10 protein-coding genes are annotated in these 12972 nt (G+C 35.8%); all 10 read right to left on the reverse strand.

The features are described 5' to 3' along the window. Nucleotides 1-179: 179 nt before the first annotated feature. Nucleotides 180-1352 carry a porin gene (locus HX004_RS11750; RefSeq protein ID WP_286442725.1) on the reverse strand — a complete coding sequence of 391 codons (1173 nt, stop codon included), beginning with the start codon at nt 1350-1352 and terminating at the stop codon, nt 180-182. Between the two features lie 26 nt (nt 1353-1378). Continuing rightward, the gene (locus HX004_RS11755) at nt 1379-2731 is read right to left on the reverse strand and encodes an anaerobic C4-dicarboxylate transporter family protein (RefSeq protein WP_286442726.1); all 1353 of its coding nucleotides are present in this window, start codon (nt 2729-2731) and stop codon (nt 1379-1381) included. Nucleotides 2732-2846: 115 nt separating this feature from the next. After that, nucleotides 2847-3917 (reverse strand): type II asparaginase, encoded by a 1071-nt coding sequence (locus HX004_RS11760; protein ID WP_286442727.1) that lies wholly within the window; start codon nt 3915-3917, stop codon nt 2847-2849. Between the two features lie 17 nt (nt 3918-3934). Then, complete coding sequence (gene aspA / locus HX004_RS11765; RefSeq protein ID WP_286442728.1) at nt 3935-5344, reverse strand: aspartate ammonia-lyase; 1410 nt, start codon at nt 5342-5344, stop codon at nt 3935-3937. A 498-nt stretch (nt 5345-5842) separates the two neighbouring features. Continuing rightward, nucleotides 5843-7819, reverse strand: a complete 1977-nt coding sequence (dnaG, locus tag HX004_RS11770) for a DNA primase (RefSeq protein ID WP_286442729.1) — start codon at nt 7817-7819, stop codon at nt 5843-5845. Between the two features lie 167 nt (nt 7820-7986). Further along, nucleotides 7987-9117, reverse strand: coding sequence for a hypothetical protein (locus HX004_RS11775; protein ID WP_286442730.1), 1131 nt, complete (start codon nt 9115-9117; stop codon nt 7987-7989). A gap of 1 nt (nt 9118) precedes the next feature. Continuing rightward, nucleotides 9119-9739 (reverse strand): hypothetical protein, encoded by a 621-nt coding sequence (locus HX004_RS11780; RefSeq protein ID WP_286442732.1) that lies wholly within the window; start codon nt 9737-9739, stop codon nt 9119-9121. Beyond that, nucleotides 9721-10293 (reverse strand): RNA polymerase sigma factor, encoded by a 573-nt coding sequence (locus tag HX004_RS11785; protein ID WP_286442733.1) that lies wholly within the window; start codon nt 10291-10293, stop codon nt 9721-9723. The genes HX004_RS11780 and HX004_RS11785 overlap by 19 nt, the downstream gene beginning before the upstream one ends. A 545-nt stretch (nt 10294-10838) precedes the next feature. Beyond that, nucleotides 10839-11819: a polyprenyl synthetase family protein gene (locus tag HX004_RS11790; RefSeq protein ID WP_286442734.1), complete on the reverse strand. Its 981-nt coding sequence runs from the start codon at nt 11817-11819 to the stop codon at nt 10839-10841. 95 nt (nt 11820-11914) lie between these two features. Then, nucleotides 11915-12955 carry a dual-specificity RNA methyltransferase RlmN gene (gene rlmN / locus HX004_RS11795; protein ID WP_286442735.1) on the reverse strand — a complete coding sequence of 347 codons (1041 nt, stop codon included), beginning with the start codon at nt 12953-12955 and terminating at the stop codon, nt 11915-11917. Between the last annotated feature and the right edge of the window lie 17 nt (nt 12956-12972).

Genomic DNA, 12972 nt, shown 5'->3' on the forward strand with positions numbered 1-12972 from the left:
TTTCCATTTGCTCTTATCTATATATAAGGAGAGAATCAAATAAAATCATCTTTCATGCAAAAGGGCAGATAGCTATCAGCCCTCCTATTTAGAAAAAATAGCTCCCATTCGAAAAAGAAACTTCAAACAAAAAAAGCTCCCCGAAGGAAGCTTTCTGTACAAACGAAGTGCAATGATTTTTAAAAAATCAATAACGGTGCAATAAATCCAACACTTAATCGACCTGTGTTGTAATTTTCTTGACCTAAATGTTCTTTAGCATAACTTGAATAGTTGTAATATCTACCCACATAAGAAGCATAGAATCGAATATTCATATTTTTAAAAGGCATGTATTCGACAGTTGGAATGAACCCATAACTAGAACGAATATGACTAACCCCACTATCTTCTGCTACTAAATTTTTAGCATACGCATTATTATTCATCAAAGTCAACGTAACATTTACTTTTGGCGTTACCAAATATTCTGCTTTAATCCAGTTTTCTAAGTAAGATACGTTTTGTTGTGCAGCAACATCATCACCCGGAATCATTCCTGTAATAATACCTTTTCGATCTAATCCTTCATTACTGTATTTAAAATCATACATTAATTTAAAACGTCCGTCTTGGTATTTATTTCCCAAAGAATAATAATTCATTCCTCTATTTTTTGCTTCTTGGAAATAGCTATAACTATAAATGGTTTCAAATTTACCTCCAAAGAAACTACCTCTCCAATTGGTTACAATAGCCATAGGAGCTTTTGCTTTCTCAATTCCCTCTGGCATCTGTCCTTTATATACATCTTCAAAATCCGAAACACGCGAGTTTAAAACTTGCAATCCAAAAGAGTGGTTATTCGAAACTTGATGAGTAAGACCAACCCCTGTCAAGAAATTATCTGCATATTCTAAGATATCATTATACTCTAAGATATCGATTGGATTTAAATCGAACTCAAATCCTCCCCAGTCCGCACTCATCTTACCGAGATTCAATTGGGTTTTTGGAGATAAGGCCACTCCAATAAATGCCATATCTGTCGATCTGCTTATATTATCTCTACTTCCTGGATCAGTACTCTTCGTATAGCGATCTCTAAATCTAAAGTAGACTTTTTCGTGTATTTTACCTTTTATCTCTAATCGAAATTGATTATTACTAAAGGACGATTCTTGAAATTTACCATCGTGAAACGTATTATCGTTAGCAAAACGCATATTAAAAATCATATCTACGTTTTTCAACAAGTCGATTTTCTCTACGGGTAATAAGGGTTTCGAGATAGTATCTGTACTGGTTTGTGTTTCTTGTGCAAATACACCAACTTGCACAATGAACGCGAGAAATAACAAGATTTTTTTCATAGCTTATATATTAAGGTGAGTGTCCACTAGAGTAAAAACGATCCGAGTAAGAAACCTGCGGCAATAGCCACTACGATTGCAACTAATCCAGGGATCATAAAACTGTGGTTCACTACGAATTTTCCAATTTTTGTACTTCCAGTTCGGTCAAAGTTAATAGCTGCCAGTAACGTTGGATACCCCGGCAATACAAAATCTGCGTTTACAGCTGGGAAAATAGCGATTAATGCGGGATTAGAAACACCCAACGCCATTCCTAGCGGCATCATTGTTTTTGTTGTTGCCGCCTGACTGAACATCAAAGCGCCCAAGATGAAGACTGCGATAGCAAATGTCCAAGGGTAAAGCGTAACAATGTCACTTAAGAAACCTTTAATGACAACTTCATTATGCGACATAAAGGTTGCGCTCATCCAAACCACTCCAAAAACAGAAACCACTGCAGTAGCCATAGAAGAGAACAAACTTACTTTGGTCACACTTATAGCACTTGTTTTTGTAATAAGCATCATCAAGGCGGAAGCAGTTAAGGTAATCATACTAATCACACTCACCATTTGCAATTCACCATTGGCTTTCACAACCAAACTAGCTTCACCAGGTTCGAATTGAGGTAAGATATGAGGAAACGCTCCAGCAATAACGATTAACAATACAGCAATTGCAAAAATGACTACCGATGTTTTTGCTCCTTTTTTTAATGGTTTTTTATTTCCTGAGGCATCTTCATCAGCATCTAAACTTTTTGCAAATTCAGGATCTTTCATTTTTTCTAAGAAAATAGGATCTTCATTTAATTCTTTTCCTTTTTTCAACACCACTAAACAAGTAATCAATATTCCGATTAAACAAGCGGGGATACAAATTTTCATGATGTCAATTAAAGCGCCTGGGTAAGCGAGAATACTTGCACCAGCAAAGGCAGCAGTAGCGGCACTCATTGGGCTTCCAGTAATAGCTAAATGGGAAGCGATTACAGAAACACTCAAAGGGCGTTCTGGTCGGATTCTCTTTTTTGTAGCCACCTCAGCGATAATAGGCAATAAAGAATATAACAAGTGGGCAGTTCCTGCAAAAAGGCAGAAAAAATAAACCGTAAATGGCGCAATAAATACAATATTTGAGGGGTTACTGCGAATTACTCGTTCTGCTAATCGCACGAGATAATCCAATCCACCACAGGCTTGTAAAGTAGCCGCAGTAGAGACAATAGCCATAATCACTAACATTACATCAATAGGAGGATCCCCAGGTTTCATCTGAAAGATAAAAACAAAAATGAGTAATCCCACCATGCCCATCACTCCTAATCCAATTCCTTTCATTTGGGAACCGATTAATATCATAGCAATTAAAATTGCAAACTGAATCAATAACATAGCATTTTATTTTAAGGTTTCAAGCTCATCAATGGGTACAAAAAAGGGAGCGAACAACAAATCGTGTTCTGTACGCTCCCCCTTTCCATGTCCCTTCTGATGTACTCGATGGGATTTAGTATGTAAAGAAAATATCTTGTAATTCTTTTTGATTATTGGTCTTAGTCAATGCTAACATCAATAAAACACGTGCTTTTTGTGGATTCAAATCATCCGCAACTACAAATCCTAATGCTTGATCATCTACTTCATTGAATAGGGTGACTCTTCCAGAACCTGCACGAGCTGATCGACAAACTGCAATTCCCTTTTTAGCTGCTCTTTCTAAAGCCTCTCCAACAGGTGCATTGAAGTTACCATTTCCCATTCCGGCATAAACGATTCCTTTCACTCCTTCTTCGATAGCTGCATTAACTGCTCTTGGACTTGCATCGGCATAACCATAGACAATTTCTACTTGAGGTAATTTTTTCAGCCCTTTGATATCGAATTTTTGTTCCGGTGAACGCAGTGTTTTATAGTAATAATTCACTTTTCCATCATAGATTAATCCAATGGGGCCGAAATTTCTCGATTTAAACGTAGCGATATTTGTGGTTACCGTTTTGGTAACATCTCTTGCGGCGTACACTTCTTCATTCATAGCCGTTACAACCCCTACCTCTTTACTATTAGGAGAAGCTGCGACCATCACAGCATCCAATAAATTTCTATTTCCATCTTGACTCATGGCCGTTGAAGGACGCATTGCCCCAACTAAAACAACTGGTTTTGACGATTTCACAGTTAGTTCTAAAAAATAAGCGGTTTCTTCTTGTGTATCTGTTCCATGTGTTACAACAACACCATCTGCTTCATTTTTTTCAAAAATCTCATTGATGCGATTACTCAATTTCAACCAAGTATCAACATTCATATCTTGACTTCCAATTTGAGCAATTTGCTCTCCTTTAATTTTAGCAATATTGTGCATCTGTGGTACTGCATTCAACAAATCGTCAATAGGCACTTTTCCAGCAGTATATGCAGCCTTCGTTGAAGACTCCCCTGCCCCAGCAATTGTTCCTCCAGTAGCTAAGATAATTACGCGAGGTAATTCTTTTGCTGCTTGATTGTGTTGCTTCGTTTGTGCCTGTACTTGAAAAACAAGTAATACAACAAATAATACGTTGATGATCTTTTTCATAGTCTGTGTGATTTAGTTTAGGATACGATTAATTTCGGGTGAATTAAGTTTTCCAGAGAATATACTTCATCCCATTTGGCTTGTGTAATCAATTTTCTTTCCTCCACCACGATTTGATGCACACTTTTTCCTGATAACAAAGCTTCTCCTGCTACACTTGCACATACTTCATACCCAAGGATTGGATTTAATTGTGTCACAATACCAATACTATTCATAACTAAATCAGCACAATGTGCCTCATTTGCTGTAATACCCACAATACATTTGTCGATTAACGTATTCAAGCTGTTTCCTAAATACTCTAGTGAAGTAAATAAAGCAAATCCAATAACAGGTTCCATTACGTTTAATTGTAATTGTCCTGCCTCAGCCGCCATGGTCAGTGTTAAATCTTGTCCGATTACATAAAAACAAGTTTGGTTTACCACTTCTGGAATAACTGGATTTACTTTTCCTGGCATAATAGATGATCCAGGTTGACGAGCAGGAAGGTTAATTTCATTGAATCCTGTTCGCGGACCAGAACTTAACAAACGCAAGTCATTACATATTTTAGAAATTTTGATTGCGGCGCGTTTAATTGTACCCATGATTTGTACATAAGCTCCTGTATCACTTGTAGCTTCAATTAAATCTGGAGATAATACTAAAGGCAAACCTGTTTCTTTCGCTAAATATTGAACACATAATTCAGGATAAGCCTCAGGCGCATTTACTTTTGTTCCGATAGCTGTAGCTCCCATATTCACTTCTAAGATTAGACGTTGAGCTTCGCGTAAACGCAATAAATCCTCACCAACTGTTGTAGAAAAAGCATTGAATTCTTGTCCTAAAGTCATAGGAACCGCATCTTGTAATTGAGTACGTCCCATTTTAAGTACATTTTTAAATTGTTCCCCTTTAGCAGCAAATGCTTTTTGTAAATTGGCGATAATTTGACAGAATCCGTCTAATTTGTAGTATAATGCCAATCGAAATGCCGTTGGATATGCATCGTTGGTTGATTGAGAACAGTTCACATGATTGTTTGGGTGTACATATTGATATTCTCCTTTTTTATGTCCTAAGTATTCCAAGGCAACATTGGCAATTACTTCATTGGCATTCATATTTACAGAAGTCCCCGCTCCACCTTGAATTAAATCACTTACAAATTGATCGTCATATTTTCCTGCAATCACTTGATCACAAGCAAAGCAAATCGCATCTGCGATTTTTGGATCTAATACACCACAATCTTTATTTGCTAAAGCTGCCGCTTTTTTCACTTCTCCCAAGGCTTTGATTAACCCTTTTTCGTGATTTAAGGTTATACCTGTAATATTAAAATTCTCAACAGCGCGGAATGTTTGAACACCGTAGTATTTATCATTAGGAATATCTAATTCACCTAAAAAGTCGTGTTCTCTTCTAGTATCTTTCATATGCTTAAATTTTTTTGTTCTATATATAGCATTCAATTCTTCAAATGCGGTTTCTATTTGTTTTATACTTCAAAAATAGTGCTAGAATAAAAATTAGGATATGATAAAAATACAGTGATTATTTTATTTTTTTTTCTTATATTATTGAGACAACAAATTACTTACTAATAAAATCACAAGAAAAGAGTTGTATTCCCTTTAACAAATCGAAAAATATTTAACGACAATCCGAATTCCATTCATCATCTAATTTATATTCTTAAAAAAAGTAATAATACCTAAACAAATATATAAAAAAATAATATTCACCCCCTGATTCTGTATCAAAATTTTAAAAACAACAAAAGTTGTATTTTTTTAAAAAAACGGAATTTTTTTTCTTATCCTACCTAATAAAGAAAGGAATTTCAACCCTTTGTTTTGTTTTTTTGTTCCTTTCAATACAGAAATAACAAAAAAAGGAATAAAAAAAACCTCATCATCCAATGAGGTTTATATTTATAATCGAAATCGCGTGGTAACTTGTCCTAATCGTTTAGAGAAAGTATTCATTAAAGCAGAATAATCAATAATAATTCCAAGTATTTCGAAGGCGCGATCTTGTTCTACTCCTCCTAGTTTACTCTTATACTTTTCAATAATAGTATTAACCAAGTGCATGCGAAGTGTGAGAATTGTTTCTGTAGTATATTGGCCAATTCCATCTTTCTTCTGTTTGACAAAAATATTCTGACTTTCCCAGTTGTGCAGATTTTCTTTTTCTTCTTCCATTAAGATAGAGGTTACCTGTCCTGAAAGTTCTCCATCTAGACGTTTGAGATAAGCTTCTAAACTCCAACTATTATTATGGTAATACTCCATAATATCTGCGTATAATTTTTTAAAAATTGGATTCGTCAATTGAACCTCATCTTCTTGTAAACTCAAATAGATTTTTTCGTATACTTTTTGTACAATTTTATGTTCCACCTCTACGATTTCATCCTCTTCATTGGTTTCAAAAACTAACTCAACAAATTGTTCCTCTTCATTTCCATAAAGCAACAAAATTTCGATAATGCGTTGTTCCAGTAAATACAATGCGTCAACTGCAACAGCTTCCTGTTGTTTCTCCGCGTGCACCACTTCCATTTGCTGGCGTTCTTGGGTAAACTTTTTATTAGCGTCGGCAAGATCTTTCTTACTGATTTGCGCTAGTGAACTAAAAATGACCTCTTCTGATATATCCATGATGCGAGAACATTCCTGGATATAAATTTCGCGTTTAATTGGATCGGGTATTTTAGAAATACTCGTCACCATATCGCGAATAATTTCTGCTTTTTTAATGGGATCTCCTTTGGAATCTTCCATTAGTGCGTTTGCTTTAAAGCGAATAAAGTCGGTTGAATTCGCTTCGAAATAAGCTTCTAACTCCTCTAATGTATGTTTACGTGCAAAGCTATCGGGGTCTTCTCCATCTGGTAATGGACAGATGCGCACATTCATCCCTGCTTCGAGAATTAAATCTACCCCGCGAAAAGACGCTCTAATTCCCGCTGCATCACCGTCAAAAAGCATGGTAATATTTTGTGTCAAACGACTGACTAATCGAATTTGATCCGGAGTCAAAGCCGTCCCAGAAGAAGCTACAACGTTTTTTACCCCCGTTTGATGCATTTGAATAACATCCGTATACCCTTCTACCAAATAACAATTGTCTTTTTTAGCTATTTCTTGTTTAGCATGTGAGATTCCATAAAGTACCTTACTCTTGTGGTAAATATCACTTTCAGGCGAATTGAGGTATTTAGCCGCTTTTTTATCATTGGTGAGAATACGTCCTCCAAATCCCAAAACACGACCAGACATACTTTGAATAGGAAACATGACGCGTCCTTTAAAACGGTCAAAACGCTTGTCTTCTTTGACAATGGTCAATCCTGTTTTCTCTAAATAGTCTAAAGAGTATCCTTTCTTTAAAGCTTCTTCAGTAAAGGCGTCCCATTTATCGGGTGAATATCCTAAGCCAAAAGCTTTAATCGTATCAGATGTGAATCCTCTTTCTTTAAAATAAGAAAGTCCTATCGCTCGTCCTTCCTCTGAATTCATCAAAATGTCTTCGAAATAATTCTTAGCAAACTCCGACACGATGAACATACTTTCTTTTTCGTTCAGCTGTTCCTTCTCCGCATCGGTTTGTTCGGTTTCTTCTATTTCAATGCCATATTTTCTCGCTAAATAGCGAATGGCTTCTGGATAGGAAAAATGCTCGTGTTCCATCAAGAATGTAATGGCATTTCCTCCTTTTCCCGAACTAAAGTCTTTCCAAATTTGCTTGACTGGCGAGACCATAAACGAGGGGGTCTTTTCATTGACGAAAGGACTCAATCCTCTATAGTTTGCCCCTGCTTTCTTTAAATTGACGAAATCGCCAATTACCTCCTCTACTCGAGCAGTATCAAAAACGGTATCAATGGTTGCTTTGGAAATCATACGTTACATTTGTTCCACAAAGATAAAAAAAGAAGTTGCTTTATAGTAAAACAACTTCTTTTCTATTGGTAAATGATTGATCTGTTTTTTGTTTATAATGAATTCTACCGTATCTTATATTATCTATTATTTTTTTCTAGATTAATTTGATCCGCAATTTACTATTATTAAATATCCACACGTAGTCCTAACGACCACACCTTTTGCTCTATGGTATTGTGTTTGAATAACGGTGTCAACTCATATTGGAATTGTACAGCCCAAGAGCGATATCCTATATAGCTTCCCACTCCAAATCTAGTTTTATCTATATCTAAATCTGTTCTTTGTTTTACGCGATAAGTGCCTTGATCTTTATAACGATATACTTGTTTACCACTGCTATTGCCAAAATTCACATAACCACCAAAACCTAAACGCAAACTTCTTTCTGAAAGAAAATAAGCTCTTCCCGTTTTGCTATCTATTTTCTTAGGTGTAAAATCAAACTCTAAATAAATGGGAATTTGAAAAGAACCCAAAGCCAATCTTGATTTTGTAAATCGCTCATCGTAGTCAGCCAATACAGTTTGTCCATTTTGCACCTCAAAAAGACGATGTCCGCTTGGTTTTAGATTGCTATATTCCCAAGCGATTCCATAACGCAGATACAATAAATTACTGTGCTTTAACAGCCTTGTTTTTACGTGCAATCCAAATTGCACAAAATTTGACGGAATATAGCGTATTTCTGAATTAGCAAAAGCTCCATCTGTAGCCAAATTACTTATTCCATACATCAACTGTACACGAAGATTACTTCGGCGCTCACCCAAAATGTGTTCTCCCTTTTTTTGATGACTATCGTAAGTTCCTCCAATCATAATGGTAGCTGCTCGCTTTGTTGTATCGGCAACTTTTAAAAACTCCCCGTTTTTCATCGCATAATTCACACGACTCTGTACGACATTCGTCAAGCTATCTTGCATACGTACCACTTCTTTTTCAATGCGGTCCGAAGCCTCTTTGGCAAATTTGCTTTTGAGCGTTTGGCCACGCTCCTCTGTCAAAACATTAGTCTCGATTAGATTGTTGATTGAATCTACTCGAATACGCAAATGCTCCTTTTCTCTCACTGTTGTATTCTGAATATCCACCGCAATCTGACTTACTTTATAATCAAATGCTTTTAACGATTGATCTGTCGCCTTAGAAATTTTCTCCTTTTCTTCTAAATGTTCGCCTTCTCTTTCTATTCTAATTTGACTATAACCTGTGGTTATCCATAAAAAAGCGAGAAAAGCTATACTATATTTCATCTTATTTTTCATATCTACTATCTGATAAATCTACTACAGCTTTCCTTGTAGTTTCAATAATTTTTTTCAATTTCGTATCTCTATATTCCACCTCAATTTCCCCTTCTACTTGTTTGAGCAGATTATTACTATCTACCACTACTTTACGTTGGGGTTTCTTTACCCAAATTTCATCAATAATCAAAGAATCCATTTTTTCTCTTTTGGCGATTGTTGGTATTGATGTTGTATTTTCAATCTGAGCTATTGATTTAATCTCAATCCTTTCTTTCTCTTTTCGAGGCGATACACTCAGGTCTTTGTCCACAGTTCTTACTTCATTCTCTTCCGAAAAGACGTCTTCTGCCTTTACTTCCTCTATAACTAGTTGCTGTTCTACAGTAGGCGAATCAATTCCATTGAACTCAATAGAGGGTTCCGTTTTCAATAATAGCAACCCAATCATTCCTCCTACAACCAAACAAGCTGCAATCCCAATCCAGGTTGTAATTACTCCTCTTTTTTTCTTCTTTTCGCGCTTATCCAATTGTTGAGACAGTTTATCCCAGGCAGCAGCTGAAGGAGCAATGGATTGTTCATCCAATTGCTTTTTCCAATCTTTCTCTATTTTATTCCATTCCATAAACCTCGATTTTTTAAGTGCTCTAATTGTTGTTGTAATAACTTACGTGCTTGTGCGAGTTGTGATTTTGATGTTCCCTCACTAATCTGCAGCATGGTTGCTATTTCTTGATGTTTGTATTCTTCTATGACATAGAGATTGAATATGGTTCTACATCCTTCTGGCAATTGATCGATTAGTTGCTGTATTTCCTCTAAAGACAAATCTCCTTCATATTCACTGACTAAATCCTGTACAACATCATCGTATTCCTCCACATAGGTCAACTTTTTTTGTGCTCTTAAAAAAGAAATTGATTCATTGACCATAATGCGTCTAATCCACCCTTCAAAACTTCCTTTGTTCTCGTATTTGTTCATGGTTGTAAATACCTTCATAAAAGCGCTGATCATCACATCCTCCGCAAAGTGCACATCCTGTATATATTGTCTACAAATACTCAGCATTTTTCCAGAAAGTAATTGATAGACCTCTTGCTGTGCGCCTCGTTTTTCACGCCGCAAGTCCTCAATATAATCTTCTATCTTTTTAGGGTATAATCGTATCAATTTCATTTCTATTTAACACTGCCAAATTTAAAATTTATAAAAGGCTTTTGCTTTTCTTTAAGCAATAAATTGAGTGACAAAAGAAACAATGGCATCGACTAAACTGATAATAAGTAGTAATAATCCTTTCATTTTATGTTGATTTTGGTGGTTCATCTACTATATAGACGCAAGAAGTAATAAAAAGGTTGGGATAGCAAGTGATTTTTTTATTATTATTTTTTGACCTCCCTTTTATATTAGGGTTTTCAGTCAGGTATAAAAACAAACAAGCCCCAGTTGTGGGGCTTGTTGTACAATTTAAAATATGTTCATTATCCTAGAAGGGGTAAGAAACAAACATGAAGTCCATTTATTTTTTTGGTATGTCGAAACAATACCGAAGTTTCATTCGTTTTTTCAACGTCTGATCCTCATTCATATCCTTCGTAAGATACAGTATTTTGAGCAATAAAACTAAATATAAATCACAATTTTTTATATTTACAATTCTATTTTATTTCTTTTATCAGAGAATTTTATATCCTATTTGCCGAATCATTCTCTTTTTACTATTTTTTACGTTCAATTACATAATTTACCATCGTAATCAAAGCTTCTTTAAATGGAGAAGAAGGAAAGTTTTCAACCAACTGCAAGGCTTCTTGTTGATAAGCAATCATTTTTTCTGTAGCATAAGTTAATCCTCCAGCTTCTTTGACGTAATCAATGACCTCTTTTACTCTGCGTTTATCTTCGTTGTGATTTTTTACTGAATTAATGAGCCATTTGCGTTTTTCTTTCGATGCAGTATTGAGTGCATAAATTAGTGGCAAGGTCATTTTCTGTTCTTTGATATCAATTCCAGTTGGTTTTCCAATTGGCCCATCGGTATAATCAAATAAGTCATCCTTGATTTGAAAGGCCATTCCGATTACCTCGCCAAATTTGCGCATTTTCTCGATTAATTCCGCGTTATCGGGTTGAACAGATGCTGCACCAAGCGCACAACAAGCGGCAATTAGCGTTGCTGTTTTTTGACGGATTATCTCGTAATAAATATCTTCTGTGATATCTAAACGACGGGCTTTTTCAATTTGGAGTAATTCCCCTTCGCTCATTTCGCGAACGGCTACTGAAATAATGCGCAATAAATCAAAATCTCCATTGTCAATGGATAACAAGAGTCCCTTTGACAATAAATAATCGCCAACCAACACTGCGATTTTATTTTTCCATAAGGCATTTAAAGAGAAGAATCCACGGCGTTTATTGCTATCATCAACCACATCATCATGCACAAGGGTAGCGGTGTGAATCAATTCTATCACGGAAGCTCCGCGATATGTACGTTCATTGACCTCACCTTCATGTACCATTTTAGCCACAAGAAAAACAAACATTGGTCTCATTTGTTTTCCCTTTCGGTTTACAATGTAGTAAGTGATTCGATTTAATAGTGCAACTTTCGTTGCCATAGACTTATGAAACTTCTTTTCGAAGAGTTCCATTTCTACCTTAATTGGTTCCTGTATTTGCTGTACAATATTCATTATAAACAAATTTATGACTTTTTCGGTCATAGTATGCAACTCAATTCAATATCTACGCGATAAAAAGACACTTTGATTGTTTTAGTTCTCTTTTATTATGATTTATTCGCTAATTGTCCACAAGCGGCATCAATATCTTTTCCACGGCTACGTCTAACGACTACCGTAATATCGTTATTTTCAAGTGCTTTAATGTAGTTTTCTATTGCCTGATTATCGGCTTGTTGAAATTCACCATCATCAATGGGATTGTATTCAATCAGGTTAACTTTACTTGGCATCTGTTTACAGAATTTCACCAAGGCATCAATAGATGCTTTGTCGTCGTTAATTCCTTTCCATACAACATATTCAAACGTAATTCGGCTTTTTGTTTTGCTGTACCAATATTGAAGTGCATCTCTTAAATCAGTTAATGGGAAGCTTTTAGAGAAAGGCATAATGCGATTACGCGTTTCTTCGATAGCCGAGTGAAGTGAAACCGCTAATTTAAATTTCACTTGATCATCCGCAAGTTTGCGAATCATTTTGGGAATACCTGAAGTAGAAACGGTAATGCGTTTTGGCGACATTCCCAATCCTTCTTCTGAGGTGATTTTATCAATGGCCGCTTGCACATTATTGTAGTTCATCAGGGGTTCTCCCATTCCCATGAAAACAATATTCGAAAGTGGACGACCGTGATTTTGACGACTTTGTTGATCAATTGTTAAGACTTGATCATAGATTTCATCGGGATTTAGATTTCTCATGCGTTTCAATTTTGCTGTTGCACAAAATTCACAATCTAAACTACATCCAACTTGAGAAGACACACAAGCCGTAGTACGTGTTTCTGTAGGGATTAAAACAGATTCCACGATTAATCCATCGTGTAATTTCACTCCATTTTTAATCGTTCCATCCGAACTAATCTGCATATTGTCTACGCGAATATGGTTAATCACAAAATGATCTTCCAACATTTGACGGGTAGCTTTAGAGAGATTACTCATATCCTCGAAAGAATGAGCTCCTTTACTCCATAACCACTCGTACACCTGATTACCTCTAAATGATTTATCTCCTTGAGAAACAAAAAAATCTCTCAATTGTTCTTTGGATAAACTACGTATGTCTTTTTTCTCTAATTGCATGCTGCAAATTTACTTTT

The organism is Myroides sp. 1354 (assembly GCF_030324495.1).
In the GTDB taxonomy this organism is placed as follows: domain Bacteria; phylum Bacteroidota; class Bacteroidia; order Flavobacteriales; family Flavobacteriaceae; genus Flavobacterium.

What these genes read in the sequence shown, in the direction of transcription:
- HX004_RS11750 (WP_286442725.1), bottom strand. Translation starts at nt 1,352, where the DNA reads ATGAAAAAAATCTTGTTATTTCTCGCGTTCATTGTGCAAGTTGGTGTA.
- HX004_RS11755 (WP_286442726.1), bottom strand. Translation starts at nt 2,731, where the DNA reads ATGTTATTGATTCAGTTTGCAATTTTAATTGCTATGATATTAATCGGT.
- HX004_RS11760 (WP_286442727.1), bottom strand. Translation starts at nt 3,917, where the DNA reads ATGAAAAAGATCATCAACGTATTATTTGTTGTATTACTTGTTTTTCAA.
- aspA (WP_286442728.1), bottom strand. Translation starts at nt 5,344, where the DNA reads ATGAAAGATACTAGAAGAGAACACGACTTTTTAGGTGAATTAGATATT.
- dnaG (WP_286442729.1), bottom strand. Translation starts at nt 7,819, where the DNA reads ATGATTTCCAAAGCAACCATTGATACCGTTTTTGATACTGCTCGAGTA.
- HX004_RS11775 (WP_286442730.1), bottom strand. Translation starts at nt 9,117, where the DNA reads ATGAAATATAGTATAGCTTTTCTCGCTTTTTTATGGATAACCACAGGT.
- HX004_RS11780 (WP_286442732.1), bottom strand. Translation starts at nt 9,739, where the DNA reads ATGGAATGGAATAAAATAGAGAAAGATTGGAAAAAGCAATTGGATGAA.
- HX004_RS11785 (WP_286442733.1), bottom strand. Translation starts at nt 10,293, where the DNA reads ATGAAATTGATACGATTATACCCTAAAAAGATAGAAGATTATATTGAG.
- HX004_RS11790 (WP_286442734.1), bottom strand. Translation starts at nt 11,819, where the DNA reads ATGAATATTGTACAGCAAATACAGGAACCAATTAAGGTAGAAATGGAA.
- rlmN (WP_286442735.1), bottom strand. Translation starts at nt 12,955, where the DNA reads ATGCAATTAGAGAAAAAAGACATACGTAGTTTATCCAAAGAACAATTG.